General features: G+C 40.6%; 28 protein-coding genes. 6 read left to right on the forward strand and 22 right to left on the reverse strand.

The features are described 5' to 3' along the window. Positions 1 to 504: 504 nt before the first annotated feature. From DI53_RS18090 to DI53_RS18130, 11 genes are all read right to left on the reverse strand, one after another. Positions 505 to 1,485 (reverse strand): toprim domain-containing protein, encoded by a 981-nt coding sequence (locus DI53_RS18090; RefSeq protein ID WP_037503115.1) that lies wholly within the window; start codon positions 1,483 to 1,485, stop codon positions 505 to 507. A gap of 873 nt (positions 1,486 to 2,358) precedes the next feature. After that, on the reverse strand, positions 2,359 to 2,565 hold the full coding sequence (locus DI53_RS20215) for a hypothetical protein (RefSeq protein ID WP_131555374.1): 207 nt from the start codon (positions 2,563 to 2,565) through the stop codon (positions 2,359 to 2,361). Between the two features lie 517 nt (positions 2,566 to 3,082). Further along, complete coding sequence (locus DI53_RS18095; protein WP_037503118.1) at positions 3,083 to 5,302, reverse strand: glycosyltransferase; 2,220 nt, start codon at positions 5,300 to 5,302, stop codon at positions 3,083 to 3,085. Between the two features lie 378 nt (positions 5,303 to 5,680). Next, on the reverse strand, positions 5,681 to 6,487 hold the full coding sequence (locus DI53_RS18100; RefSeq protein ID WP_037503121.1) for a PRTRC system ThiF family protein: 807 nt from the start codon (positions 6,485 to 6,487) through the stop codon (positions 5,681 to 5,683). Continuing rightward, the gene (locus tag DI53_RS18105; protein ID WP_037503124.1) at positions 6,484 to 7,197 is read right to left on the reverse strand and encodes a PRTRC system protein B; all 714 of its coding nucleotides are present in this window, start codon (positions 7,195 to 7,197) and stop codon (positions 6,484 to 6,486) included. Before DI53_RS18105 ends, DI53_RS18100 begins: the two co-directional genes overlap by 4 nt. A gap of 4 nt (positions 7,198 to 7,201) precedes the next feature. Further along, a complete protein-coding gene (locus DI53_RS18110) occupies positions 7,202 to 8,110 on the reverse strand; it encodes a hypothetical protein (RefSeq protein WP_131555376.1) in 909 nt (302 codons plus the stop codon). A 65-nt stretch (positions 8,111 to 8,175) separates the two neighbouring features. Next, positions 8,176 to 8,337 (reverse strand): hypothetical protein, encoded by a 162-nt coding sequence (locus DI53_RS20410; protein WP_169742002.1) that lies wholly within the window; start codon positions 8,335 to 8,337, stop codon positions 8,176 to 8,178. 36 nt (positions 8,338 to 8,373) lie between these two features. Continuing rightward, positions 8,374 to 8,592 carry a PRTRC system protein C gene (locus DI53_RS18115; protein ID WP_037503130.1) on the reverse strand — a complete coding sequence of 73 codons (219 nt, stop codon included), beginning with the start codon at positions 8,590 to 8,592 and terminating at the stop codon, positions 8,374 to 8,376. A gap of 26 nt (positions 8,593 to 8,618) precedes the next feature. Then, positions 8,619 to 9,242 (reverse strand): PRTRC system protein E, encoded by a 624-nt coding sequence (locus DI53_RS18120; RefSeq protein ID WP_037503133.1) that lies wholly within the window; start codon positions 9,240 to 9,242, stop codon positions 8,619 to 8,621. Positions 9,243 to 9,347: 105 nt separating this feature from the next. Next, positions 9,348 to 9,716: a single-stranded DNA-binding protein gene (locus tag DI53_RS18125; RefSeq protein ID WP_037503135.1), complete on the reverse strand. Its 369-nt coding sequence runs from the start codon at positions 9,714 to 9,716 to the stop codon at positions 9,348 to 9,350. A gap of 477 nt (positions 9,717 to 10,193) precedes the next feature. Then, positions 10,194 to 11,048 carry a universal stress protein gene (locus DI53_RS18130; RefSeq protein WP_037503138.1) on the reverse strand — a complete coding sequence of 285 codons (855 nt, stop codon included), beginning with the start codon at positions 11,046 to 11,048 and terminating at the stop codon, positions 10,194 to 10,196. 363 nt (positions 11,049 to 11,411) lie between these two features. Between DI53_RS18130 and DI53_RS18135 the strand changes: the two genes are divergently transcribed. Next, positions 11,412 to 11,630: a hypothetical protein gene (locus tag DI53_RS18135; RefSeq protein WP_037503141.1), complete on the forward strand. Its 219-nt coding sequence runs from the start codon at positions 11,412 to 11,414 to the stop codon at positions 11,628 to 11,630. Here the strand turns inward: DI53_RS18135 and DI53_RS19780 are convergent, their stop codons facing one another. Then, entirely contained in the window at positions 11,631 to 13,622 is a 1,992-nt protein-coding gene (locus DI53_RS19780; protein WP_052072559.1) for a PAS domain-containing sensor histidine kinase, read from the reverse strand. 141 nt (positions 13,623 to 13,763) lie between these two features. Between DI53_RS19780 and DI53_RS18145 the strand changes: the two genes are divergently transcribed. Beyond that, positions 13,764 to 14,684: a phytochrome family protein gene (locus tag DI53_RS18145; protein ID WP_037503144.1), complete on the forward strand. Its 921-nt coding sequence runs from the start codon at positions 13,764 to 13,766 to the stop codon at positions 14,682 to 14,684. Between the two features lie 14 nt (positions 14,685 to 14,698). Next, entirely contained in the window at positions 14,699 to 15,892 is a 1,194-nt protein-coding gene (locus DI53_RS18150) for an ATP-binding protein (RefSeq protein WP_037503147.1), read from the forward strand. A 105-nt stretch (positions 15,893 to 15,997) separates the two neighbouring features. On the opposite strand, the gene DI53_RS18155 is transcribed toward DI53_RS18150, so the two are convergent. The 3 genes from DI53_RS18155 to DI53_RS18165 all read right to left on the reverse strand — a co-directional run bounded on the left by DI53_RS18155 (position 15,998) and on the right by DI53_RS18165 (position 18,291). Then, positions 15,998 to 16,492, reverse strand: a complete 495-nt coding sequence (locus DI53_RS18155) for a nucleoside deaminase (RefSeq protein WP_052072560.1) — start codon at positions 16,490 to 16,492, stop codon at positions 15,998 to 16,000. Between the two features lie 138 nt (positions 16,493 to 16,630). Continuing rightward, positions 16,631 to 17,521: an SDR family oxidoreductase gene (locus tag DI53_RS18160; protein ID WP_052072561.1), complete on the reverse strand. Its 891-nt coding sequence runs from the start codon at positions 17,519 to 17,521 to the stop codon at positions 16,631 to 16,633. A 248-nt stretch (positions 17,522 to 17,769) separates the two neighbouring features. After that, positions 17,770 to 18,291 (reverse strand): LytR/AlgR family response regulator transcription factor, encoded by a 522-nt coding sequence (locus DI53_RS18165; RefSeq protein WP_037503153.1) that lies wholly within the window; start codon positions 18,289 to 18,291, stop codon positions 17,770 to 17,772. 193 nt (positions 18,292 to 18,484) lie between these two features. On the opposite strand from DI53_RS18165, the gene DI53_RS20415 reads away from it, so the two are divergent. Then, positions 18,485 to 18,649 (forward strand): hypothetical protein, encoded by a 165-nt coding sequence (locus tag DI53_RS20415; protein WP_157836800.1) that lies wholly within the window; start codon positions 18,485 to 18,487, stop codon positions 18,647 to 18,649. A gap of 64 nt (positions 18,650 to 18,713) precedes the next feature. Here DI53_RS20415 and DI53_RS18170 read toward each other — a convergent pair whose 3' ends face one another. The 7 genes from DI53_RS18170 to DI53_RS20420 all read right to left on the reverse strand — a co-directional run bounded on the left by DI53_RS18170 (position 18,714) and on the right by DI53_RS20420 (position 24,455). Continuing rightward, complete coding sequence (locus tag DI53_RS18170) at positions 18,714 to 19,415, reverse strand: SDR family oxidoreductase (protein ID WP_037503156.1); 702 nt, start codon at positions 19,413 to 19,415, stop codon at positions 18,714 to 18,716. A 175-nt stretch (positions 19,416 to 19,590) separates the two neighbouring features. After that, positions 19,591 to 20,085: a JAB domain-containing protein gene (locus DI53_RS18175; RefSeq protein ID WP_071790527.1), complete on the reverse strand. Its 495-nt coding sequence runs from the start codon at positions 20,083 to 20,085 to the stop codon at positions 19,591 to 19,593. 354 nt (positions 20,086 to 20,439) lie between these two features. Next, a complete protein-coding gene (locus tag DI53_RS18180; protein WP_037503159.1) occupies positions 20,440 to 21,309 on the reverse strand; it encodes an RteC domain-containing protein in 870 nt (289 codons plus the stop codon). A gap of 182 nt (positions 21,310 to 21,491) precedes the next feature. Further along, on the reverse strand, positions 21,492 to 22,217 hold the full coding sequence (locus DI53_RS18185; RefSeq protein ID WP_037503162.1) for a LytR/AlgR family response regulator transcription factor: 726 nt from the start codon (positions 22,215 to 22,217) through the stop codon (positions 21,492 to 21,494). Positions 22,218 to 22,242: 25 nt separating this feature from the next. Continuing rightward, the gene (locus DI53_RS20220; protein WP_131555378.1) at positions 22,243 to 22,818 is read right to left on the reverse strand and encodes a LytS family sensor histidine kinase; all 576 of its coding nucleotides are present in this window, start codon (positions 22,816 to 22,818) and stop codon (positions 22,243 to 22,245) included. Positions 22,819 to 23,418: 600 nt separating this feature from the next. Beyond that, complete coding sequence (locus tag DI53_RS18195; protein WP_037503168.1) at positions 23,419 to 24,261, reverse strand: lysophospholipid acyltransferase family protein; 843 nt, start codon at positions 24,259 to 24,261, stop codon at positions 23,419 to 23,421. Positions 24,262 to 24,314: 53 nt separating this feature from the next. After that, positions 24,315 to 24,455, reverse strand: a complete 141-nt coding sequence (locus DI53_RS20420; RefSeq protein WP_157836801.1) for a hypothetical protein — start codon at positions 24,453 to 24,455, stop codon at positions 24,315 to 24,317. Positions 24,456 to 24,687: 232 nt separating this feature from the next. On the opposite strand from DI53_RS20420, the gene DI53_RS20110 reads away from it, so the two are divergent. Next, entirely contained in the window at positions 24,688 to 25,749 is a 1,062-nt protein-coding gene (locus DI53_RS20110; RefSeq protein WP_037503171.1) for a helix-turn-helix domain-containing protein, read from the forward strand. Positions 25,750 to 26,131: 382 nt separating this feature from the next. Then, positions 26,132 to 26,449 carry a hypothetical protein gene (locus tag DI53_RS18205; RefSeq protein WP_037503174.1) on the forward strand — a complete coding sequence of 106 codons (318 nt, stop codon included), beginning with the start codon at positions 26,132 to 26,134 and terminating at the stop codon, positions 26,447 to 26,449. The last annotated feature ends 63 nt before the right edge of the window (positions 26,450 to 26,512 follow it).

The following is a 26,512-nucleotide window of genomic DNA, read 5'->3' on the forward strand; positions in this document are numbered from 1 at the left end:
TTAACTAATCTGGCTCTCCACCTAGCAACCCATCTGCCAAGTTGCTCAATACATTAGTAGCTAAACATCTTAATAGCCTATCTGCTAATTGACAAATCTATAGAATTGCTTATTTACTAATTAATGGCTGAGCTGAGTAGCACCATAACTAAGTATGGTATCGTTTGGTCAGCTGTCTAGTGATATAGTTGGCTAGTTATCAAGCCAATTTGTTAAGCGCTACAACAGCCTATCACTTGGTATGCTAATCAGCTAATAACTTGTGTAACAAAATCCGTCATTATAGTACTACCCCATCAGCTTAATAGCTAATCTGCCAACTGACCTTTTGCTTATCAAATTAGCCGGCTAATTAAGCATGCCGCCAATTGGATCATCAGCCAAGCATATTACCAGAACTTTTGTTCCATAGTCAATTTGGAAAATAACAAGTAGGCTATTTGGTAAAGTATTTGGCAAATTAGCCATTAAGCAGCTTGGCAGTATGCCAAATAACAACGGAAATTATCTTTTGAAGGAAGACATCATCTTTTCATAGATATGTGATTCTTCGTAGATGACGGCCTGAGATGGTCTACTGATCAGCAAATCATTGTAATCTTTATATTTCCGGTAGAGACTTGAGCGATCTTGGGCGTGCGGTACTACATTTTTTAATTGCAGGAAGGCCTTCTCACCTGCTCTGTCTCGATCGAAGTACGCCTGAACAGAAGGAAACGATGCAATCTTGGATAAAGCAGAGTCCAGTAGATTAACCGAGTTGAGTACAATGACGGTATCAGTAGCCTTAGGGTTATCGGCAAGCCAGCTCAAATAATCCATGTACCCTTCAAATAACGTAACTCTTGACTCCGATCCAGCTATCGTTGTGATGCCTTTACGACCTAAACATGCCTTGAACTTGAAATGCTTTCCTTTGTTGCTGAGCTCCCAGCTGCCGAGATCGTTTTGCCACCCCGCGCAGAAAAAAGACTTTCCAGCCTTTGGCCCCGTGACAATTTCATAATAGACTTCTTTAATACGACCTTTAGCCTGCTCATATATACCACGGCCTTTCAGATAGGCTTTGATTTTTTGGTTGTCGCCAATTTCCTTTATACCCGTCACTTTGTAATTGGTGAGCTTTTCGGACTGCGAGGTGGTCTTCCGAGGTCGACTGGCCGGCTGAATATTCGCTGGGAGGTCCAAAAGCATTGTTTCGCTTATCCTTTTAAGTACCTGCCCGAAATCTGAAGGAAACCAGTAAGCAAGCGCAAAATCGATCACATTGCCGCCTTGCTTTTGGGAAACGCCGGCGCCACCGTGATCAAACCAAACGTTTAGATTCTCATTGACGCAGAGTGAGGGCGTCCGTTCCTCTCGAAGCATACTCTTGTAAAATAACTCTTTGCCACTACGGTAGGATGGCCGGTGTCCTAGTTTTGCGAGCAGATCCACGAGGGACACGTCCCGCTTTATCTGGTCGGCCGATGTAATATTTGCCATAAAAATAAATTTTAGAATGAGTTAATTGGATCGGGCCGATTTGGGAACGGCCTCTATAAATAGAAAAAGGGAGTCGACCTAACGTCGCTCCCCTATGTAAACTCAATAAAATCTTATTTAAATGGTTATTCGACAATCCGTATCACTACGATCAAAGGATCATTGACAAACAACTATTTGGGAATACTCACGTTGGCGCACAAGCGCCCGCCAAAACTGGCTGCCTAAGGTTCAAGGTTTGTAGACAAATTGAGTATACATACCTCTGCACTTAATTTCAAGAGAAATGCTTCTTCCCACGATGTCAAAGAACGAGTCCTTTATCGTGGTCAAAATTCAACACTGTCAAAAACCATTTTTCCCAATATTCAGATGTTGGGAATAAAAAATTGGATTAAATAAATAGTTTAGCCACTTCAAATCGCAGCTCATTACTAGATAAAAACGAATATTTTGATAAAAGCGAATGCAATGCAACGTAAAAATGTTAATAACAACCTATCCAACTTGGCATCGTTACTAAATCTATGCTCAAACTACAAAAAATAGATTCTATAACACCTATTTATAAAATAGCAACACATACTATACACAACAAATATGTTTAACGGAAAAAAGTGATTCGGCAGGAGCTTGTCAACATATCTTTATTAGGAATACTTTAATTTATAAGGTTGTAATCGCCGTTTTCATCAACAGGATTTTCAGTAGAGCTTTTGTAACGTACTCCGCAAAAACTTATCGGTTTCTCTTCACCAAAAGTCCATCTTGTGACATACAACCTTTTTTACGGAACCGTCGGGCAATAGAAAGTCTTCGGCGTCATGCAAAAACACTTTTCAACTTCCACAGCCCACCCAAAGATCCATACCATTACTTTTTCTTTTTGACGGATACATTTGCCACGCTATCTTTAGTTGGCGTATCCTTTTCTTTTTGATAAGAAGATTGCTTCTTATCTTTTGTACTCTTTTCCTTTTTTGGGTCTTTACTCATGATAAAATATATTGGGATGAAAATATTAATGGAATGTCCATTTACTGATACACAAAGCATCGGTTGAAATGTTAATGTCGACATCGATCTTTGTTTAATCCATCTAAATCTTAGGATTTTGATAAGATATTAAGTTGTCAAAAACACCTATAAATGAAATGCTATTGAAAAATCTTCTTCAAAAGAAGAAGCGCTGATGATATAAGTAATTGAGTGAGGAATTCGCCACGATCCTAAAGATACAAAAAATCTTACGCTTCTGAGCGTATTATTTGCCTCTTGGATCAAAGTTTGAATGCTAGCAAAAGCCGGAAAATGAATACTTAAGTAGCGAAGCTCGTTCCCGTCCACTTCTCAACTTTCTACCGTTAAACAGCAGGAATTTTAGACTTAGCGCCATCTTGACCGGCGAGGACACGCTAAATACGCCCAAGACATCAACATTTAACAAAATCAGCCAACATCAGCGTAAGAACATCTTTTTAAAAAGTAAATATCTTTTGCCTTTTATTCCATAACGTACAATCATCCTTTCGGTAACCTGACGACGCCCTCCTTGCCTTACGTCCATGATAAGAAAATTAAAATCGAAACACGCGCGTTAAGAAATTTTGACGGCATAGTTCCCTATTTTCAACCTTGCCAAAAGGTAACTTAATGTAGACTCCGCTCCCTGATTTATGTTTACGTTAAGCTCTTCGAGCCCATCGAAGCACCCACCGGTTACGGGATTATAGACGATTTGTTTCAAATGGTTTCTTCCCAAGAACCATTCAAAGGCAGCTACCGCCATCTCGCGGTACCTCAATTCTCCGCTATCCTTATAAAACAGGTCAAGTGCTAGGATCGTATATGCAACATCAACAGGCTGCTCTCCACCTTTTAATTCGACGTTAACGCCGCCACGTTGTGCCCATCCCTTGTTCGAAATAACATGTATCTCTCCATCAAGAAAGATTTTGTCAATCAAAAAATGAAATGATCGATAAGCAACCTCTTTGTATGCAGGTATGGAAGTCCGCCCAAATGCTAAAAGAAGAGCTTCTGGGATTAAACTGTTAGCATAAGTAAGGTAGGATTCATACCAGCGCCAGTCCTCTGAACTTTCATGGGTAAACATCGCAACCAAGCGATCTGCGAGCGCAATGATTACCGGATTGTATTCCTCTGATCCTAAATAACTAAGGCCTTTAATCGTAAATGCCATTGATCTCGTAGACTGATAATTGAGAAAGTTGGGTGCTGCCCTTCTTAAGAGGTCATTCGCAACATTCACTAGATTTGCAGGTAGTATCTGCGATCTTGAAAGCAATTCTCCGAGGGCCCATACGGCCCTACCGTTTGCATCCTCCAAATTTTCGTTAAAATTCTGTTTTGTAAACTTTTTGTCGGTGTCTACATAATTTAAAAAAGTACCATCTTCTTGGATACAATGACCAATAAAATGAAGATATGTTGAAACGAGTTTGAGGCAATCAAGATCACGATACTGATCGTAATAGTAAAGAATGGCCACCAGGGCGCGAGCATTATCGTCAAGCGCATATCCACTCTGCAGATCTGGCGTATTGATTTCTGCAAACTGTATAAATCCGAAAGGGGTGGTCATTCGTTTTACATGTTCCAGATTGATAGTGGGAACCGAATACCGTAATGTAGTGAATGAATCATTTACATCATTAAAGATTTGAACATGTGCTAAAGCAGAATTTTGCCAAGATGTTGCCACCGTCTTTTGTATATTGACGTTTCGAATTTTCTCGCGTTCCTTTTGCTCGAAGCGCAATAATTCGCTGACAGCCTCTGCTAACTGTCCTGCGTCCCCGAAATCAATCATTCTACCCATATCAGCTTTTAGCAACTCTTGGGCGTGCGGAATTGGAGTTGACACAATGGGACATCCGGATGCTAGCGCATAGGCGAAAGTTCCGCTTACCGCTTGCGTGGGATCTTTGGAAGTGAAGAGATAGACGTCGGTCAACTGAAGATAGCTTAAAAGATCGACAGTAGAGAGGAACTCGTTTACGAAACGAACATTATGTGATAGCGCATTCCTCCTTACAAATTCCTCCAGTTTATCCCTGTATTGCTCTCCTTCTTGCTCTAAAAGCACAGGATGGGTCATTCCTAATACAAGAAAGAGAACCTCAGGAAAGGCCTGAACAATCACCGGTAATGCTTCCAAAGTAGTTTCTATACTTTTCCCAGGCCCCAATAGGCCGAATGTACTAAGCACTTCTCTGTTTTCCACATCATAAAGCACACGCAGCTCATTTTTATCAATTGCCGGAGATAAATGTGTACCGTGAGGTACTACAATGATTTGACGTGGGTCCAAATGATAGTCTTTTACAAGAATATCCGCAGAATTTTGGGTCATGACGATTATTTTTTTACAAGAATGGGCTATGTCGCGTACTTTTTTTACCATCTGAGACGTCGGTGTCGGCAACACCGTATGAAAAGTTAGAACAATGTCCTTATTTAGCTGGTTCAGAAAATAGACAAAGTTATCTTCCGCTTTATGGAAAAGTCCAAACTCATGTTGAATACACACCATATCGATATCCAACGATTGGTTGATCGCGTCACTTATCCGTTGAAACGACTTCGCTTCGGAAACATCCAGGATCGCGAATGTATCAAATTCATACTGATGAACATCTTGGGAAATCTCCAAGGGAATGTAATAGGAATCGAAAGATGATTCAAATTGCGTTTCTATAGAATTTATTAGATCTGTTGCATAGGTTGCAATTCCGCAGGCGCGTGGGGGAAAGGTAGATATAAAAGCTATACCTTGCTTATTTTCGAATGTCATGAGGCTGTGTTTCTGTAGTTGTACAATCCCTGCGAGATGTGTTATTGTAGACTTACAACATGCAGTACGTAGGAAGGTTACTAAAGGTACACATAAAGTATTTAATAATGCTTATTTAAAAAATATAATTAATCTGGTAGTTATACATTGAGCTTGGAGAAACATTAATCACGTTCTACCAGACTTAACATGACTCAGTAATTAAACTCAACTTGGTATAATAGGTCACTAACTCACCTTAAAAAATAGGCTTTTTTTGTTGTTTAGCACGGCGGTACAACATAAGCGTTTGCCGTTGCAAATGCAAGGGTGCCTTATTTAGAACGCTGCGTCACATCCCCTTAGAGGTGGATGTGACGCAGCGCGCCCTCAGCGCTTTCATCCAACCATTATCGGTTGAGACCTAAATTCCCCTAGATTCAAAAAGAATCCTCTGTGCACCGCCATTCCTTGCCGAAATAAGCTCCAAAGTAAGGAAGTGCCCATTTGTGCGAGCGCAGAATTGATATACAGGTCCTGCTTTTGCAAAGCATCGGCAACTGAACAACTGGGTGTATCGTCTATGCTTTCAGACTTTGGGAGTAAATCAGCAAATTCATCCGTAACAAAAGGCAAATTTGCCACGGCATCGAATAGCTCCGATTTCGGTTGCGCAATTTTCCCGACGGTTGAAAGCAAAAGCTGTCCTGTACCTTGCGCATTGCCAAAGTCAAGCCAATATTTGGGGCGATTGCTATAATTACCGGTTTGTCCACTCTTAACTAGAATTTCAGCAATAACGAATCGCGCCTGCACGGTATCGACGCAAGAAATGGTCAAGGTTGCCGAAGCTTTTGTCGAGCCATCATTGAAGCTCTCCAAACCATACTTTGTTGTTGCCGCTTTCCATCGTGTTCCTGCCCAACGGTTCGCGCGATTGATTAAGGCTACGGATTTAAGTAATCCTAGTTCTGCGGAAGAAAAGCGCTGTCGGCCCAAGTTCGCTTCCTTGATTGTATCATCGTCCCAAAGACGCACCTGCAAACCTGCGTGACCTAAAGCGAGCAAGCTATGATTCATTTCCACAAGAGCGGTAAGCACCTTTGAACCCGTCCCTCCTGCCCCGATTAGATTAATCGTAACAGGATTGGTCGGATTTAAGAGTTCGTTATCTACAAAATGAACTTTTTGTTTAGTAATATTCATGGTAGTAAGGTTTTAATGGACAGATTCGCCTTCTTTAGCACTTTCATCGGAAAGGGCTTTTCTGTATCAATTAAGCTTTCCCAAAGCAAGACACAGTTACATTTTATTGGCTCGTGACCATTCATTAGATGGCTAAAGTAACTTTCAAAAAAATAGCTCTCCCATATTTGCACAAAACGTTCCAAAGAACGCTCATTTTGCAGATCAATATCCACCGTTCCCATACACACCTTACCATCTTGATAGATGTTAAAGAAGGGCGCATGGTAAAGCGTCGTTCTTTCTGTTGGTAGTTTACCCGAAGCTAAGGCAAAGACCTGCAAATTTTGCACATCTGCTTTCCAAAGCAAAGCCGGAATATGTGCTTTCCCGCTTTTTATGCCAAGAGCCGGAGCAAAGAACAACTCGCGGTTCTGCGGTTTGCTGTACCACAACACCTGTTTTTTTAAAGCATCAAAGTGTAGCACATGGCTTGGAAGCATGCCCTTAGCCGATAAGTAATTTAGCGTGCCCTCTGCTTGGTTGCTTAGCGATTTAGCTAGCTTCTCTGCTTCACGAATCGAAAGCGGATGCGCATTTATAGGACGCCCAAATGCATCCATATCAAAATACTCCACGTAAGTATCTTTGTTTGTTTTTGCATTCTGGTAGATCATTAATCCTGCTTTGGCTTGGTACAGCTCTCCAATTTGATGGGTTATATCTTTCATGGTATTAGTACTGATAATTGTTTAGTAAAATGGACAGATCTTCTAGTAGCATAAATAGCTTGGTTTCAAAATCAAAGCTGTTCCCTTCGATTTCCCTACCATCAATCTGCAAGTAAATCATCGGTTCATCTATGCCGTTGAATTCCTGCAAATCCGTATTCACTGTTTCGATAACAAGATTAGAAAGCTCACCATTAGCCGATCCGTAAAACGAAATGTAATTAACGAGGCTAATTTGACGTGATACATCATCTTCTTCCTCATCATATGAACCCTCCTGAAACTTATCATAAATACGTCCATCAGGATAGTCGGAAAAGAGCGTAAAAGCTAGTTCTGCAAGTTTCAGACAATTTCGATCAAATTCATCTCCTGCACGGAAATGCTGAATACGCTTCTCAAAAAAATGCAGGTTAGCAGGGCTTTGGATTTTAAGTTCAATAGCGTCTCCAATGTATTCCATGCGACAATACTCTTTTACAAACTCAATATCCTCTTCATCATCCTGCATTTTCCAATCATGTAGCATATCATAGGTGTAGTTTAAATAATTACCCTCCTGCATGTGGTATGGAATTCGCACTACCTGAAACAAGTAAGCAAATACGGAGAGTAACAAATGTGCAGAAGCTTTTCGGCTCTTATCATAAAGCATAAAGAAGAGCGGTTCTACGGCAATGTAATACAGCGTCATCCTTGTATCAAAGCGCTGCTGTCTAGCAAAGAACACCGCGCCATCCTCCTCGACAAGTCTAATATCCTGCCAGTCTGCACCTGTTGCTTTTATTACAATTTTCAAATAATGCAGAGCGCTAGCCATATTGTAAGGAAATCCCAGTTGCGCTGTTTCCGGCAAGCTTACATTTAACTGGTTGCAGAGCATAGAAAGGGAACTATAAAAGTCCCTCTCCATTTTCTTGCTGTCTACACATACATCGCTAAGATCAGTCTTTGCCAATTTAGGTGCAAAAGCCGTCCTCAAAAAAGCATGGGAAGCATCTCCACAGGTACTGATTGCTGAATGTCTTTTAAAACTTCGTTTGCATCGCGCGGTCTTTCCATGTACTCCACGAAGTAGCCGAGCGCGGCGTGTAATCCTTCCTGCACGCGATCTTGTGGCAGCTCGATCAAATGTTCCATATTTTCGTGCATGATTCATAACTATTTATCTAAAAATTAACCCTTCGTTCCGATCACGGTCTCCAAGCGGTACTGTACCGCGTCATCCTTAATCACTGGCGCGGAGATCTTTGCCGTGGTCAGGATAGGATAATTCGCACTGTAAAAATTAAGCACCGCTTGGGGAGACCACTGCGGGTTTGGGTCTATTAAGGTTATCTCTTGCCCTTTACCCACCATGATAAACAGGCGAGGTAATTGTGTTGCTAGTAGCATAGCTATTAAGTTTAAAGTTTAGTATTCTATTCTTCCTCGTCCGAAAATCCATCATCAACAAGCGCATCAGCATCATCATTCGGATCACTCTCTTCCTCCACCTGCTCGGAAACATTATGCACTTGCGAAGCAGTCGCACCAAAAAGGTCAGGTGCGAAGCGAGTCGATAGTTCCGATTTCCGCTTACGAATCAATTCCGCTTGCTCCGGAAATTCCGCAGGATCGGGAAGCTTTGTCCATGCATCACGAAACTTACCCTCCTTTTCAAGCGCATCCACCTTGTCCATTACTTCTTTATACTTCTTCTCCTTGGCTTCTCTACGCTTGCGCTTCATTTCCTCCTGTTGCTTTTCCATTGCCGAATTCTTCTTCGCAATCTCCATTTGCACAAGGAAAGCCTCCATATCCACCAATAAGCCTGAAACCTGCTCCACAGGCTTTGCGATCTGTGCAAAGAAACCTTCGTCCAGTTCTTCCGCTGTCCCCATCAAGGTTAGTGGCGGTATCAAATCCTTGGCGCTATCACCACAAGACTCATTGCGGAGCAGAATCGATACCACCAAACCATTGTCCGCGCTCTTTCCGATCGTCAACTGCAGGTTACCTGCAAAATCCAAAAGTACTATATTGTTAAAAAATCCACTTTCCATTTTTTGATTAAACTACGTTGTAATCTATTGAATTATTAAAAACCGACCCATTCAATAAGATATTAAAGTGGTCGCCCAAACGAATACCACTTTAAAACCATTATGCTAAAATGGCAGGTCATCCTCCACCACTTCGGCAACTACTTCGTGATTTTCCTCCGCGCGACAGCCGCCGGCAAGCGGTTTAATACTTGATACGTGAAAATTCAGCGTTGCACGTGGATTCCCATCCCGATCTATCCAACCCGACGCGCTCACGCGACCGATCAATTCTACAAGCAAGCCCTTGACAAGCATCTTGGCCACCTGGGGCGTTAACCAATACGCACAATCAAAAAATTCTGTCTGCTCGACACGTTCCCCCTGCTTGTTCTTATAGCTATCGTTGATCGCTACAGAGAAATTGACCACTTCCTTTCCACCTGCTGTGGATTGCACTTCTGCATTTTTAGTTACTCTTCCAATGATGTTCATAACCTAAAAAGTTTAAAAATTAAAAAATCTGTTCAGCTCCCTTCTCCGTCTCTCGTTTGTTTTTTTCTAGCTATTTTCCAAAGAAAAAACGGAAAAAAAGAAAGCCAAATAAGGTTATGGACTAGGGGAAAGACCAAAAGGAAACGGAATAATGGAAGGGTGCGCTCTAGGGAAGTAGTACGTTATGCCGTAGTCTTTTGGTGGAAGATGAGCGGATAGCGGCCATTTCACCTTTGCAGCCTTTTTGACCGTTTCGATTGGCAAATAGTCATATTATGCTTAAACAAAGCAACATGTTTCAAGCATAGTGGATTATCAAAAATATGCTAGTAAATCCCTCTATAAAAATTGGCAGGCTTTAACCTAGACCGTTATATTTAACTATTAAATAGTACTGTTTTAATGAAGATTATTTGGGGTTATTAGGGAAATGGTAAAAGCTTTAGACTATTTATCATTTATAGAAAATAATCGACACTATAAAAAGCTCTCGGATTTAAAATATGTTGGGATCAAGAGGTTATTACTTATGTACTTTGGCAGATTCCGCGATATAAATCTTGTAAAAAAGCTCTTTCGATTGTAACAAACGAGTAATAGGTCTACTCCCTCCTTTTCGATCATCCAATCGATCGCCCGCGGTATAGGCATATAATAGTCCAATCGGTACACGGCATTCTTTTCAATATATTTAATGCTATTCAATTGAAGCTTGTCGTCAAATGCTGTTGTGAGACTAGTGATCGTCTCTGGAGCAGCAGTTATATCTTTTTCCGTCACATGCATTAACAGCAGATCGAGCGAGCGGGGCACGCGATCGGTTAACGATTGCAACAAGGTTCGTTCGTTATTTTTAAAATTAGTGAGCAATCCCACCTTTTCAAGCTTAGACTGTTCTAACTGCTCCGGTACAGCTATGATTCCAAGTGGACAACACTTGATCATGTTTAACGTGTTGCTTCCCAAAGTACGTTTTTTTAGTCCACTTGCACCAGCTGTTCCCATCACGACAAATGTGTAGCTATTTTCCTGCAGCAAATTCAATACGGTGTCAGCCACGTCACCCTGCATGCAGGCAGTGGTCACATTACAATGCGGATGGAGAGCAGTTAAGTTTGTTAGCAAGATATCCACTTTCGATTCCCGTTCTTCTCGCTGTACTTCTGCCATATCTTCCCCAAAATGATCTTGAAAGGTCAAATTGGCTGAAAGTGTATAGGTGTGCAGAATATGTAGCTTCCACTGAAACTGCTCAGCGAGAAATGCCGAGTAGCGGATGCCCGACCAGGCATTGTCTGAAAAATCGGTAAGCACGAGTAAGGTATTGTTCATGGCTGTCTATCTACGCTTAACAACACAACAATTCAGCATGAAATAAGTTTGTCAAAGTCCGTGTATTGTCGAAATATGTTTTGTAAAAAATATTGTTACGAAATACGATTCTTTCTTAGTGCTAAATACAGTCGTTGACTGATGGCGATTGTAAGTTAAATAAAGAAGCCTTCCTGTGAAAATATGATAGCTCAGTTATAACAGGATTTATTTATCAATATAAGCCCATGTACAACTTTATGTTTACAGCCAATTAATTTTTCAGAATCACTGATTTATAAAGAAATATCAAATATAGGAAAACTACTACTTGGCTTTACATAAACTTTGAGTTTGTCTGTCCGGTCTTTAAAAAAATAAAATATGGAAAACCTTTTGCCAGTAATGGAGGAATTAATTTCATACTGCATGCTAGTAATCATTGACGTTTCACCGCAGAAATTCTACGTCATCCCGTCTTACTGTTCGCAGGAAGATAGAAGTTATAATATAAAATGTTGGACAAATGTACAGTCGGCAATTAAAAAACCGGGCTTAACCGATGAGACATTTAAAAATAAAACCCAATCATTTAGCCCTTAACTAGTTAAATAAAGTCGATTGCAGCGGCAATACAAACTTAAACGTTGTTCCGTTTACTCCACTATGCTCAACGGATATGGTGCCCTGATGCAGTTCGACTATCTCTCGGCAGAGATGTAGACCAATTCCGAAACCAGCAATCGACCCCATTTTTGTACTGTTGACCCTGTAATACCGTTCAAATATTTTGTTATGGTCTTCCAATGCAATACCCATTCCTTCATCACTCACACGAACGGCTATAAACCGCCCATCGTCTAGTGAATAGGTTAGATCAATACGTGATCCTGGAGAAGAATATTTTACTGCGTTACCGATCAAATTGTGCATTACCTGCTCAATTTTTTCGCGATCCGCGTAAATCTGGATATCGTCCGATATTTCGAAGACTACGCGGTGGCTTTGGATCGTGTAAAGGACATCGTCCTGAAGTTCGGAAAAAAGTGCTTTAAAATTAAAGTAGGATCTATTGAGGACCATCTTACCAGCGTCCAACCTTGATATATTTAAAAAGCCATTGATCATACCGGTCATACTCTGCACCTGCCGAAGTGATTTATCTAATGCAGTTTGCACATTCATTTTCTTAGAGAGACCAACCCCTCGTTGCATCAATTGCAGATATGCCCTTAAAGAAGTGAGCGGAGTCTTAAGCTCATGACTGACCATTCCAATAAAGTCATCCTTTCGCTGCTCATCCCTCTTTTGCTCGGTGATATCTCGCAGTGTTCCATTCAAGCTTATAGCGTTGCCATTGTTATCATAAAACACCTTTCCCCTAGCTTGCACGAGTCTAGGAGCAGTATCATTTGACGTTTGAATCCGATATTCCACGGCGTAGTCTCCGTTTGACTCACTTGAAAGCGAAGTGCTAACCGCATCAGCAACTCGCTTTCGATCTTCTTCCACAATCATCGCAAGTGCATTTGACAGCTGGATCTGCTCTGAATGCTCTAGACCGAACCAAGTATAAAGCAGATGGTTTCCCGCGAAAAGGTCCGTAGTAATCTCGTAGTAGAATGTCGCAAGTTGCCCAGCGTCAAGGGCAAGAGTCAGCATATGCTGATCTTTTTCATTTTTTCTACGAGCCATGACCTGTTCGGTAATTTCTTCAAGTATCACCAATACACCTGTTACCGCCCCATCTCCGGAAAAGATAGGCTGATAAATTGAATTTACAATAGCCTGCCTTGACCCACCACTGTGATAAAGATTTACAGCAAACTCCTTGTTTGTCCGACGTTCTCCGGTTGCGTACACCTGATCCAGCCAGTCATAAACAGGCTGTCCGGCTAATTCCGGTCTGGCGAGCCGATGCGGCCGTCCTACCACCTCATTTGCGGTTCGCCCCCAAATATGTAGGATAGCTGGGTTTGCTATTTCAATAATATGCTCTGGCCCCTTAAGCATGGTCATTCCCACTGGTGCCTGCTCAATAATAGTTCTAACTTCTTCCTTGCTGTCTGAAAGTAGCCTCATCGAGGATAGCAAATCTTCATTGGTTGCAGAAAGCTCTTCCAGCGCCGCGGACATTTCCATCGTTAACGCCTCCTCACGATCGGCTCTTTCGAGCATCTTTTCCAAATACTCTTTTTCGTAAGTTACCTCTCGTGCCGTATTGAGAATACAGCAGGTTTTACCGGATTCGTCAATTATCGCCTTGTATTCAAAATCATAATAACCAAGCCTCCTGACGCCATCCTGCATTAACTCAACAGGTGCAGCACGAACAGCGTAAGTTTCTCCAGAAGTCCATACATTTTGAAGGATGGAAAGAAAAGGTTGATCGGTTAGTTCGGGGATAGCCTCTAAAAGTGGGCGGCCGACTACAAGAGCTTCCTTCCCCCAGAGCTTGAGCATGCCTTGATTGGCAAAACGAATGATCATGTTCTCCTCGGAATATATGGCAACCGGCTCTGGTGAATATTTTAGAGCAAGTAACAGAAGACTGTCGTCGAAATAGGTATCGGTAGTTTCAGGTACGTTATTCATGGATAATCAAAGATAGAAAAATTCGTACAGATCGTTATTAGTACGATAGCAAAAGGTAGAAAAAACTATTAAGCTAGCTTCTCGCCAAACATTTTAGAAGTTGCTTTGTTAAAGCTACGTTGAAGCAAACTAACTACACTTGTGAAAGACATATCTATACAGTCGTTCGGTCATCTTTTGGTCGCCGATAAAAATGGGAGTATTGTGGCAGCTAGTGAAAAGATAAGCTCGTGTAATGCAAATAGTGCGTCCGCTCTCATTGGCAGCAACCTCCAATCAAGTATTGTTTCGATTTTTGGTAAGCAGGATAAAATTTTTGAAGCGATTCATGAAGTGTCTTCCGGAAAAACAGCCAGGCAGGTTATACTAATAGCCATAGACGAGAATCCATACTATGTAGATCTATACCTTCATGGTCGCTTGCTTTATATAGAATGGGAAAGGCAGACTAGCGAGCATTTACTTACTTCACACATGCATGCAGAAGGATTGCTCAACGATCTTCCTATGGTAGATATCTTACATTCCCTCTGCCAATCAACCAAAAGCCTGTTAGGTTACGACCGCGTCAGCGTATTGCAGCTTACAGAAATGGGGCATACACGTATTGTAGCGGAAGCAACTAATGCCGAACTTAACGACATGATGGATATTAGGTATTCATCTACCTTTATCGATCAAGAAGATTTAGGTTGTTTTTTGACCCGTGATTATCGCTACTTCCCCGATCTACTACAAAAACAACAAAAAGTTTACGGCGAGCAGATCAAAATCGATCTATCGGCTAGCACGTTAGAGCCTATCGCGGAAAAGTTTCACTATTATCTTCAGCAAATCGGAGTATCCTCCGCCATCTTTTTTAAACTGTCTGTAGAGGGAAAGCTATGGGGCCTAGTGGCAGCGAGCAATAGCTCTATGCGCGAAATCGATGTGCAAAAAAGAAAGCTTTGCCAGCTGATTGTACAAAATGTGGCCAACCGTCTGGAATTACAACTTCGCGATGCCCAGTTTAAGTCTATGGAAATCCTAAAGGGAGCCGAGATTTTTACAAAACGGCCTTAACTGACAGCTCAACATTGAACAAAGCGCTTCTGGATAACCTACCGGCCATCCAACAAATCCCTCGTGCTGATGGTGTCGCCCTATATTTCCATGGTCAGCTTTTTAGCCAAGGTCTATGTCCGAATGATGATGTAACGGAGAAAATAGTGCAATACGTGGCCGCAAAGACAAATAAATCTATTTTTAAGGATAGTAATTTTAGACTAAGACATAAGGACAGCTTTGATCAAGTTCTAAATTTTGCTGGTCTAGCAGTACTACAAATTGCCAAGAACAACGAACACTATCTCTTATGGTTCCGCAAAGAAACGGCCTCAAAGGAAATAAAAATCGAGGAAAACAAAAACCTCTCTCAACAGGAGGAACCCATAACAAAAAAATATAGGATCATTAACGAGACGCTATTTGATACCGCAATAGCTTGGGACGGAAATGATTTAGCTTTTATCAAAGCGCTCGACAAAACGATCAATGAGGCCGTTCTCTCACGAAACAAGGAACAGAATCAATCACTGGAAGAGCTAACAATATTGAACAATGAACTGGAGATGCTAACCTCCACATTATCTCACGATCTAAAAAATCCATTGGCGATCGTAAAAATGGGCGTGCAATATCTACGGGCGAAGGAGCAGTTATCTCGGCAGGCGCAATTAAAATGGCTTGATACCATCTCCACGGGTGTTATGGATCTAGAAAGTCTGATAGATAATACCGTAAAGATCGGAAAAGAGCGAAATCGTGTATATGTAAAAGATAGTGTAGCTATGTCAGCACTCATCAAAAAACTCGCAAACGACGCTAAGTTACTTTATGGTAATATGCAATGCAAATTCAATTTCGGAGAACTTCACAGTATTTGTGGGGACAAAGGCAAACTCCATCAGGTGTTTATGAATCTGATCGGAAATGCTGTAAAATATAGCTGCAACAATCCATCGCCCACGGTCAGCATTTGTAGCTACATCCAAAAGGACTATGTTACCTATAGTATAAAGGATAATGGCATTGGCATACCTAAAAAAGATGTGTCGCAGATCTTTAAAATTTATAGGCGCGCATCCAACGCCCAAGAATTTAGTGGTTCTGGTATCGGTCTAAGTTTGGTAAAAAGACTGGTAGAAACTTTAAACGGAACCATTCAGGTCAGTAGTATAGAAGGGGAAAGCACCGAATTCACTTTGCAATTCCCTGTCGATTGTGCATAGATCAAACTTCATCGGCGACTATTTCGGAGTTAGGCAGCAAACTAATTTGCCACCGAACAATTGACCACCTTTCTAACTACTACCAACGATTTATAATAAATGTTTTCAATCAGTACCAGTGGTGTTATTATCAACTTTAGATCTCGCTAGGTCAACCCACTGCTTAAATGCGCGTATAGCTTGCTTTTCAGCAAGGCGTTCAAATGTTATATCCTGTTCGTTGCTTTCGCTTTGCAATTGGTCAAATACATATTCGTCTGCAAAACCAGCCCACTGTGCATCGCTTCTCGTATTTCCATAAAAGACCTGTTTAATATTCGACCAGTATATGGCACTAAGGCACATGGAGCAAGGTTCACCACTGGTGTATAGCACACAACCAGCTAAATCCGTGCTTTCCAATATTTTTGCGGCTTTGCGTATCGCATTCATTTCCGCATGTGCAGTCGGATCGCAATCTCGATTCACGGTATTGGCTTCGGCACTGAGCACTTTTCCGTCCTTTACGATCACGCAACCAAAAGGACCACCATCTAATGATTTCAAGTTACCTTCTGCTAGCAAAATTGCTTTCCGCATATACCTTAAATCCTCTTCCACAGTTTGTGATGCTTAATAAAAAAACGCGTTGTATGCCTCTCAAAAATGATTAATGTCGATTCGCAAATTCAAAAAAAAATGGAGGGGGCCTAAGATTTTCAAACCCTCCCAAAAATTCTCTTTCCTAAGAGTTGCACGCTAAATTGTTGCTCTTCCGCCAGTCGCCGGGATAGTCGCACCAGCTACATAGGAAGCGGCATCCGATGCAAGAAACACATATATCGGAGCCATCTCTGCCGGTTGACCGGGACGCCCCATCGGCGTATTCTCGCCAAACTTCTCATGCTCAGGGATAGTGCTTGGTATGAGCGGGGTCCAAACAGGTCCTGGAGCCACTGCATTTACCCGGATACCGGAGCCGTCTTCTAGAAAAAGCTGAGCCAAGCTAGACGTAAAATTTTGAATTGCCCCCTTAGTTGCAGCGTACGGTACCAGCGTAGGATTGGGATTGTAGGCATTCACAGAGGTCGTGTTGATGATTGATGATCCAGGGGGCATATGTGGTTTGGCATACTTGACGAAGTAGAACATTGCACTCATGTTCGTCTCGAAAGTTTTGTTCCATTCCTCAGCAGTAATCTCTGTGATATCTTTGAAGGTCATTTGATATGCGGCATTGTTTACCAAAATATCGATCTTTCCAAATGCGGTAACCGTCTCCTCAACGATCTTTTTACAAAGGTCTTCACTACGGATATCTCCTCTAAAAAGAAGCACTTTGCGTCCTGTCTTCTCTATCCATCTTTTGGTGTCTTCGGCATCTTCATCCTCGACTTCATCGACATATGAAATGACTATATCCGCCCCTTCCCTAGCCATCGCGATAGCTGTCGCTTTGCCGATACCCGAATCTCCACCCGTTATTATAGCGACTTTGTCTAATAAAATATCGCTTCCAATATAACTCTCCTCACCATGATCAGGAGCTGGTATCATTTTGCTATTAACGCCAGGAGTAGGTTGATCTTGTTTTGGAAAAGGTGGAATTGGATAAATATCGCGAGGATTTCCTTTTTTAGTTGTCTTCATAGTACAGTTATTATGTAACACATTCTATTATAGAACGAGGCAGCAATAATTTGGTTTCTGCGTCAACCATTAAGTTTAAATCGGATATCATTTTCCGCAACATTTTGGTTCCATAACCAATCAATTAATATTGCATCAATTACTACACTATAGATTTGTATCGCAATACATAAGCAAAAGTCCTACGTGAATAGTGGAAAATCACTGATAAATTATTAAAATCATAACCAAAATACTCCAGGACATTTTTAGGATTTCCGAAAGCGCTCCCTGTTGTCGATAAATGCTTCAAGCTTATCTTTGTACTTTCGTCCTACAGGAACAAATGCACTGTAATTAGAAGTTCTAAGTTTTATCCCCTCTTTTGCTGTATAGCTTCGTATTCGATCAAGTGGAACGATAAACCCTTTGTGTATGCGCATGAAATGAGAAGCTGGAAGTTTTAATTCCAGATCTCCTATACCGTAGGTAACCTCAATTTTTCCTTCTGTAATCAATATTTTTGTGACATTATCTTCAACAAGAATAAGTTCAATTTCAAGCAGTCGAACCTGATGGAAATTAATCTTACCAGGAAGTTTCACCATGACTATATCGTCAAGATCTAATGGCCTAGTCCGAGCTTGACTATTAGCTGCACTAGCACCTGCAATTCTAGACCAAACACGATCTATTGCGCGATCGAATTTCTCTTTAGAAGTAGGCTTTTCCAAGTAGTAGGCAACGTCGAGTTCCGATAACTGTGGGCCGTAGTTATTGTGTGCCGACACACAGACTACCTCAATTTTACCTTGTAGCCGCTTTATTACTCTACGCCATGCATAAGATCCATGTGAAGATCAACAAAAAGGAGTTCGATATCAGTCTCAGCAATAATTTCAAGAGCCTCCATAGGGTTTTCAAGACCGGCTGCCAATTGCAAATCGCCTCGAGAGTCGATGAGTCTAGCTAAAGAATTGATTTATGCTTGCTCATCGTCGAGGACTAAGCATTTTAGAATTTTCTTATGCCGGCCAACAGGATGAGCAGGGAAACGATGTCAGTGAGGGAGAATATGCACTCATCTACCTATTTAAAATTGAAGAAGGAAAATCTTTACGGTTTGATAAAATGCTTTTTACTGGTTAACACTACCGTTAGACAATCAAGCGTTTCAAACGCAGCAAACAGCATATTTTCGTACTCGAGTCCATTAGCTCGTCTTAGATGGTCTGACTTCGATTTTGCTCGGAAGTACGTTAGGGTTCATCTGTAAAAGATGTACTACCATTTCACCCAAGTCAGCCGGTTGAATTTTCCAACCATCGGCTTCAGGCACATGATTTGCGAAGTGGGAAGTTACCGAGCCGGGCATTATTGTCGTACATTTAATATCATAACTACGAAGATCGAGCATAGCAGCCTGCGTAAACCCCACCACGCCAAATTTTGACGCATTATAACCAGCACCTTTCGCAAAGAAGTTTGTACCGGCAAGTGAAGCAATTGAAATATAGTAACCTTTATGTTGCTTTAGTTGATCGACCGTAGCTTTTAGCGTATGAAATACACCTGTTAAATTTGTACCGATCATAGCATTCCAATCTTCAAGTGACATTTCATCGACGGGCGAAAACTTACCAACTCCAGCATTTGCAACAACTACATCCAACTTTCCGAAGGTTGCGACAATTTGTTCGACAGCTTTGACCTCATCTTCAAATTTCGAAACATCTGACTGTATAATCAAGACATTTTCATCTCCTAAGGATTGCCTTGCTTTTTGTAGATCCTCATAGTTGCGTGCAGATATCGCTACTTTCAGACCATTATCTAACAACACCTTCGCGATACCGAAGCCAATCCCTTTTGATCCGCCAGTGATGTAGACCACTTTATTTTCTAAGCTTTGCATATGATTTTAATTTTCTCTGTATATGTTTTATTCGTTCAAAACATTAACAACGATAAGGGAAAAGAAGTTTTAAGGTAATCGGCATACTCCAATCATAATAATCTAAAAAGTCACTGCCCAATGTCCAAAACATGCCATGCAATGATAAATTGGCTACTTATCATTTGAGAGGAGCCTATAGCAGGCCCTCATCCCTAAACGAATAGTAGGACTTCTCCGTTAATATCAAATGGTCATTTAAAGTAATATTGAGCAGCTCCGCAGCATTTTCTAGGCGTATTGTCAATTGTTTATCAGCAGCACTTGGCGACAGGGTTCCTGAAGGATGATTGTGGGCAACGACGATTGAAGATGCCTTGGCTAATAACGCTGTAGCAAAAAGCAACCTAAAATCTACCATAACAGAATCTAAGCCACCCTCTGACACCCGATAAAAACCAAGAAGCTCAAGTTTGGTCGAAAAACACAGTAGGTAGAAACTTTCCTTGATAGCAATTTGATCTTCGTCCCAAATGCTTCGAAGTAATTCATGCACTTTATTTGAGCTATTAACCTGATAACGAACAGGCTCCCAAAGTTGAACAGATCTCTTATAGCTAAGTTGAAGTTCTCTTGCATAAATCGCGGAGTGATCGTTTTTGAATTTAGGAAGATTTAAAAAGGTTTGCATAATGTACCGATTAAAGGTGAAAGAATTAATTAACACCGGATCGATACGAGGCAATAGGATGACTAAGCAAAAAAATTGATAAAAAATGAACGCAGTGTGGAGGCTCAGGCAAAGCCTGATACCCATTTTTTGTATATTTTATTTCACGGGTGAAGCGGTAGAGCGTGTCAGGCTGACGAAGTAACTTTGTGTTAAATTATTAGTTTCTATTTTTCCATATCTTAAAGCATAACAAAAAAACCGTTTACCAAAGTACCAGCTTTTCTTACCTAACAGAGACAGACATCATAAAAAATAGCTTCTGCTGAACATCAAAAAGAATGTGGTTCAGCAGAAGCACGTTAACTAAGGCGATTATTTTCGTATTGGGATTCGAGGTCCGTATTGTGATTGTATGTAGGAATCAAGTGCGTTTTGCATTTCATCAATGAATTTGGTGTGGCTGACTACTTTCCGACGACTAATGTCTATGAACATACGGTAAGACTGACCAAGGTCGACGTTCAAACTTTCTTCAAGCCAAGCTATAATTTCCCCAACTTCAGCCCGTCCACCGTTTATTCTTTTAGAGTGATACAATCCATACGCTAATTCAACTAACTCGATCTTGTTCCCCGACCACCAGCGCTTTTGCTCACGCAATTCAACTTCGAGGCGATCAATATTCCTGCTTTTCAAGAGGTCCTTTGTTCGGCGGGCAAGGCAGTCGCGCAGCATTTCAAATGCCTTGAATTTTGCAAAGAGATAATCCATACTTGTCGCAAAACCTGTTAATTTACTCGATATTTCGTGTTCAGGAGGAAGGTCTTTCAAATTCCGTCGAAGAAAGAAGTCATTGTCTCGAGAGACCTCCCCTGCTAGGTAGTATTGATAATAAAATGCATAGCGTTTAAAAAATCGGTCAATTATCTTAAGCTCATTTACATAATATTTATGTATCATTTGATCAGTTCCAACAGGTATCAGTGACATGATATGATAGAGTTCGACCACATAAATATGCCAAGCTTGAAACCGCGGTTTAACCACTTTAAAGAAATAAATCTCTTCGCGATCATCAGTGAACGAATAACTACGAATCATATCTAACAATATATCCATTGTTTTAACGGTCGTTCGTAATGATCCTGGAAAATCTATTATGGAGTTAACAAGAGGATCGTTGATCGTATATAAATCATTAAGTAGTGTTTGGTAGAGTTTTTCGAAATCCAAATTTTTCATAAAGCACTTTTTTTAAGGTAAGTCCGATAAATAGATAGGCAGGCCAATCGAAAAAGCAGTACGATTAGCTGATAAGTTAAGAGAAATTTAGTGGAGAAGCAAAGCCTGAACATCTGTAAATAATAGGCATTCCTTCGCTATTCAAACCTTTTATTTCATTGAAATAGCTGTGTGTTGTAAGGTTAGGAATTATCAGATACCCAACGCATTATTTCTTTTGCGTAATCGATACCCATATCTAAACCTTCCACTTTGCCATTAATATTTACAAAAGCCTTGCTATTGCCAATCCTATCAATAGCGTGTAGGGCGATGAATACTTCATTGCTTATTCGTGCAAAGTGTGTTGTAGGTAATTTCTTAAGTAGTTTTCCAATTCGTTGATTTAGCGTGTGCGAATTGCCATCCTTAAAATTGATAATTGTCTTGTCTCCGAATGACTGCGCATAGACGAAATCATTATACCAAAATTTTTCATATGAACCCTTGAGACCTGACCCAAAAAATTGAAATTTTCGTTTAATTTCAGTTTCCCCTAAGTATGAGAGTTTGTCAACAGTTGCGACGGTTTTACTGAGTACGTCATAAAACCTAACAAAGCCAAACGGTTTAAGCAAATAGTGCGATGCATAGATGTCATAAGCTTGGTGTGCACATTCGCGAAAAGATGTGCAAAAGATAACCTTAACATGCTTAGGAAGTTGAGGAACGACGTCTAATCCTGATAAAGGTTGCATCTGCATATCCAAAAAAACGATATCCACCTCAATCTTTTCAATCTCTAAAATTGCTTGCCTAGCATCCATGCTGCTACCAGCGAAACGGTACGGCGTTTTTGCAATAAGTACTTTTAAATGTTCAATAGCAATAGGGTCATCATCAATAATAAATAGATTTAAAGTTCTCATGTTTTTATAGTTTGTTGTTTAAGATTCAGGAATAATGTATTGTAATACTGGTCACATAACGGCCTTCCCGCACACAGGTAGTATAGATAACATTTTCTTCGAAAATCAGTTCCAACCTCGCTTTTAGATTATTATTGCCAATCCCCATCGAATGACTGGAAACCGTTTTGCCAATATAATTCTCGCTCGAAATCAGGAGGGTGTTTTCGAAAGCTCTAATTTTAATTGAGATGGAATCAGCTTTTGTAAAATCGCTATGCTTTAAAATGTTCTCAAAAAGTGAAACCAATACCATAGGAGGTACGAAAAATTCACTTATATCACCATGTATAGTGAGCCAGTCTGCTTTGGAAGTGAAATAGGCTTCACTATACATCGCAGCTAAGCTTTCCATTTGCTCGAGCTCAACTGCGAGGGGCACCAGTTTTCTATCGACACCTGTCGCGGTATATTCATGCATACCTGCTAATTGTTCAACATACCGTTCAAAGTCAGCGCCTATTCCTGTGAATTTCGCCAATAGCTTATGCAGAAGGTCAAATTGCGTATGTGAGGTTAGTTGTGTACTTAACCTCGAAAATTTTAAATCACGATTTTGCATTCTCAATATTGCAAGCAACCGATTACTTTTTAAAACCGAGCAAATCAAGAACACTAACCCTGCGAACATTGTTATTCGAAAAGTTCCCAAGTACGTTGACAAAGCAAATTCAGACCAACGAAATGGAACAGAGTGATCTTGGACTTCTAAGCCGATTCTTGCTAAGAAAATATTGATGTAGCAGTAGGTTAGTGGTATGATGAGCAAAATCAGCAAAAAAAATCCGCATCCTGAGAGAAGCGGCTTTCGGTGATCAAAAAATAAGTTTAGGCAATAATAAAAGCTGTAGAAAGTAACGGCGTAAAGCGGAAAGAGCACAATACTTAACAACCCTGTGCCAAATTTACTCTCATTTAGATGAAAGCTAAAATAAAGATATATTATCCAACTGGTCACATGCAATACGGGAAGTATCTTTGACCGAAAACGCAAATAATTATTTCTCATTCTCGTCAGTTAGTAAGAAATTGATCGAGCACAATACTGCGATCAAGGAAAACGTCTAGGTTGCTTTAACTAAGAAGCATTAGGGTTGAAATATATAAAATCGAAATGTAAACACCTAGCGATTTAACATTAATTCAATATAACATGGATTTATTAGGAATAAAATTCATCCAAATAGAACCAATTTTCCCAGAGGTAAGGATGAATCTGTAAATCAGCGCTTAAAATATTGAATAATTTCCCAGTAATTGACCCTAAATCACTAATGTCTCCAGCAGTATCAAAAGCAAATATAGGAGTTAACAACTTAAATCCTAATGAGGCTGCCGTTCGGTTAGCGATAATTGGATAAATTGGAACGTTTAGCATCTTTGCAATACGTTCAACTCCAATCTGAACCTTAACGGGCGTTTTAAAGAACGGAAGATTTTCAAGGACATCACTCCTACTTCCCACATTGCCATCAACATAGATCATAATGTGGTATCCTTCTGAAATAGCGTTACGAATTTTAAAAATTAATCGTCGATCATTTGCACTAGCTACCAAAAAACCATCTGGATCAGGATTACAGCTTTTAACTTCGCGGTAAAAAAGATCTTCCTGATCATCTTTGACACGATCTGATACGATTAACATAAATCTCCTACGCGAAAGCGCTAACCATTTCCCCAAAATGCGATAGGACGCAAAATGAAATGTCGCCACAATGCCTGGCACTCTTAAGTAACTATCGGGAATAATTGATTTTGACATCTTCTTTTGTAAAAGTTGACAGGTGGTTTCCTCTACGGCTAGCATCTGATTGAGGCAAGCCTGTTCAAATTGCCAAAAAAGCCAGTCCTTTCCTGCTTTGGGAAACTGCTTGGCAATATTTTTCTCGAAGCGGTACCAATCAGCCAACAGCGTTGCATCAGGTTTAGTGAATTCGCTTTTTAGATCCCTAAGAATCTTGCCGAAGTTGGGATGTTTATAGTAAAAGTCTATGGTATGCATAAAGTTCAGATTTAAATATGATGGTGCCCGAAGGCACACATCAAAAATTTGGGTTACAGGATTTCAATTGGACATTTTCGCTCCTTTGGTGGATCGGTCGGCTCTGGCATAAAAACTGAACTTAAAAATGCTTCAGGCATTTGCGTTTTGCGGAGCAACATTCCTGCAGCTTCCTGTTTACTTTGCTTTGTCATTGTTTGTTGTTTAAAGGATCGTTCACACTCTTCGACTAGGTTCGATAGCCCTCGAGCGAACAGGACAAACTTGTGAAGCTTAGAAACCAATTACAAAAAATCTCCGTCAAATGGGATATGCCACACGTTAAATGATAAAAGACTCCTAAAACCCTAAGTCTACTATCAAATGCATACAAACGTTTATAAAAAGCCACTTAACGGAAAAAATTTGCAACTAAATGTTGGTTTCATGAAATTGGGCGACGATTTCCCTACCCAAAATCCAATGCCAACTATGAAGAAAAGTGCCTACATAGATGTTGATAAAATATTTGGCTCCGTTTCCGCAGACAAGAGGCAAAAAAATTCTGGTAGAACAATTATGCTCAACGAAGCAGCTACTACTTATCGTAAAGTGGGTGAACAATCAATTTTTGAGCAGGAGTACAAAGGAAGATATGGTTATCTGCACCATGTCGAGCTCGTTCTCAGTCAACCGCTCGTTTTAGACATCAATGTTAAAATTAGCGATCTTTTCGCTGTCTATCTCCTACAAGGAAAAAGTCGTATAAAATTAAAAGGCAAGAGCAATCAGACGTATTTTAAATTGTACCCAAGGAACGCAGTTTATGCCTACCTTCCCATCGGAAATTATAAGCTGCACATCAATCCCGGGACAACACAAATTTTCGGATTTTACTTTGATGTAGGTTGTCTGGATGGATTACCAGAGAAAGACACCTATTTTCTAGAAGAACTTCGTATCGCTCACAAGACGAAATCTCCACTGCCTGCTATCTCAGAAAGTTTCCAAGCAGGATCTATTACTACAGCCTTCATCCAACAGCTCGGCCGGGATTTAACAAAGGGAAAATGGGATAGTCAAGTTTATGTTTTGAGCCAATTACAGTTTCTAATTCGTCTGTCCAAGGAAAAGATTGACAAGAAGAAAAGCATTCATCGACAGCATGCTATTTCTGCAGAAACGATTATGAAAATGATAGAAAACGGTGTGGACGCTAAGGGAATGGAATTTAGTATAGAATCCCTTGGCCGAGATCTACCGCTGAGTACGCAGCAACTCAACATACTTTTCAAATCAAAAAAAGGTTTAACACTGACTGCATACAAAAAGCACTATCTTATTAAGAAGTCCTATCCTCTACTTATTCAGAAAACTTCCGTCCTTAAAATTTGCGAGCTTCTATCCTTTCGCGATGATCGAACATTTTACAGACTCTTTAAGTGGGTAACCGGCATGAGCACTAGGGAGTATCTCCAAAAAATACAAAGCGAGGGAAATTTTGACTAACTCGCGCCCAACGCGCTAGTTTCCACATAAAAATTCGTTCCATTTCTAAAGTGGCACACAACTTTCATCAGAAATGGAGAAAACATATAAAATGGAGCTGCACTCCATAAAAAGTGTCAGTTATATCGCTGCATTTCCTATCTAATTTTGCCTTAAGAAGACAACTAAACAATACAATCGCTTATGAAAACAAATCCACACAATCGAAAACATGCACTATTCCCGGGTAGGCCGGTAGAAATATTTTTTGGAAAGCATAGCTCGATGCTAAAGATCGAGCCGAGCAGAAATATCGGCTGATGCTCGATAAAGATGATAGCTGACAAACAATTTAGTAAAGTTTTTTAGTTCTTTTTTTGCTACTACAAAAAAGACCAGATTTATGAAGTTATTAAATAAAATAAAAAAGCTAGTTGCTGCAGGCGCAGCATTAGCGATCATTGGATTCTCCGCATTTGCTATGTCTAACAATGACAAAGAAGCAATCCAAGAGCAATATTGGTTCGAAATGAATGCAGCTGGCACCACTCCGGTTCCAGGTCCAGTTGATCCTGCAGACTTACCTTGTGAGCAGCAATTGACAACTCCGAATTGCGCGCGCCTTTACAATGCGTCACAGACGACAGGAACAGGGTCCTCTCGTGCTGTGATCACTTCACAGATTAATAACCATGTCTCTTTTAGAACAAGGGAAAATTAGTGAATAGTTGAGGCTGTCTAAAAAGGTCTTTAAAAAAAAGAACCCCGTCATAAAAAATGGCGG

Origin of the sequence: Sphingobacterium deserti, assembly GCF_000757725.1 — a bacterium.
Taxonomy (GTDB): domain Bacteria; phylum Bacteroidota; class Bacteroidia; order Sphingobacteriales; family Sphingobacteriaceae; genus Sphingobacterium; species Sphingobacterium deserti.

Coding starts and splice junctions, on each gene's coding strand:
- DI53_RS18160 (WP_052072561.1), bottom strand. CDS start 17,521: ATGAAGACAACTAAAAAAGGAAATCCTCGCGATATTTATCCAATTCCA.
- DI53_RS18110 (WP_131555376.1), bottom strand. CDS start 8,110: ATGGAGAGGGACTTTTATAGTTCCCTTTCTATGCTCTGCAACCAGTTA.
- DI53_RS18195 (WP_037503168.1), bottom strand. CDS start 24,261: ATGCATACCATAGACTTTTACTATAAACATCCCAACTTCGGCAAGATT.
- DI53_RS20415 (WP_157836800.1), top strand. CDS start 18,485: ATGCTTGCTCATCGTCGAGGACTAAGCATTTTAGAATTTTCTTATGCC.
- DI53_RS18115 (WP_037503130.1), bottom strand. CDS start 8,592: ATGCTACTAGCAACACAATTACCTCGCCTGTTTATCATGGTGGGTAAA.
- DI53_RS20215 (WP_131555374.1), bottom strand. CDS start 2,565: ATGTCGACATTAACATTTCAACCGATGCTTTGTGTATCAGTAAATGGA.
- DI53_RS18180 (WP_037503159.1), bottom strand. CDS start 21,309: ATGAAAAATTTGGATTTCGAAAAACTCTACCAAACACTACTTAATGAT.
- DI53_RS18135 (WP_037503141.1), top strand. CDS start 11,412: ATGGAAAACCTTTTGCCAGTAATGGAGGAATTAATTTCATACTGCATG.
- DI53_RS18120 (WP_037503133.1), bottom strand. CDS start 9,242: ATGGAAAGTGGATTTTTTAACAATATAGTACTTTTGGATTTTGCAGGT.
- DI53_RS18125 (WP_037503135.1), bottom strand. CDS start 9,716: ATGAACATCATTGGAAGAGTAACTAAAAATGCAGAAGTGCAATCCACA.
- DI53_RS20110 (WP_037503171.1), top strand. CDS start 24,688: ATGAAATTGGGCGACGATTTCCCTACCCAAAATCCAATGCCAACTATG.
- DI53_RS18105 (WP_037503124.1), bottom strand. CDS start 7,197: ATGAAAGATATAACCCATCAAATTGGAGAGCTGTACCAAGCCAAAGCA.
- DI53_RS19780 (WP_052072559.1), bottom strand. CDS start 13,622: ATGAATAACGTACCTGAAACTACCGATACCTATTTCGACGACAGTCTT.
- DI53_RS18205 (WP_037503174.1), top strand. CDS start 26,132: ATGAAGTTATTAAATAAAATAAAAAAGCTAGTTGCTGCAGGCGCAGCA.
- DI53_RS18175 (WP_071790527.1), bottom strand. CDS start 20,085: ATGCAAACCTTTTTAAATCTTCCTAAATTCAAAAACGATCACTCCGCG.
- DI53_RS18090 (WP_037503115.1), bottom strand. CDS start 1,485: ATGGCAAATATTACATCGGCCGACCAGATAAAGCGGGACGTGTCCCTC.
- DI53_RS18170 (WP_037503156.1), bottom strand. CDS start 19,415: ATGCAAAGCTTAGAAAATAAAGTGGTCTACATCACTGGCGGATCAAAA.
- DI53_RS18100 (WP_037503121.1), bottom strand. CDS start 6,487: ATGAATATTACTAAACAAAAAGTTCATTTTGTAGATAACGAACTCTTA.
- DI53_RS20420 (WP_157836801.1), bottom strand. CDS start 24,455: ATGACAAAGCAAAGTAAACAGGAAGCTGCAGGAATGTTGCTCCGCAAA.
- DI53_RS20220 (WP_131555378.1), bottom strand. CDS start 22,818: ATGCAAAATCGTGATTTAAAATTTTCGAGGTTAAGTACACAACTAACC.
- DI53_RS18095 (WP_037503118.1), bottom strand. CDS start 5,302: ATGACATTCGAAAATAAGCAAGGTATAGCTTTTATATCTACCTTTCCC.
- DI53_RS20410 (WP_169742002.1), bottom strand. CDS start 8,337: ATGGAACATTTGATCGAGCTGCCACAAGATCGCGTGCAGGAAGGATTA.
- DI53_RS18185 (WP_037503162.1), bottom strand. CDS start 22,217: ATGAGAACTTTAAATCTATTTATTATTGATGATGACCCTATTGCTATT.
- DI53_RS18130 (WP_037503138.1), bottom strand. CDS start 11,048: ATGAACAATACCTTACTCGTGCTTACCGATTTTTCAGACAATGCCTGG.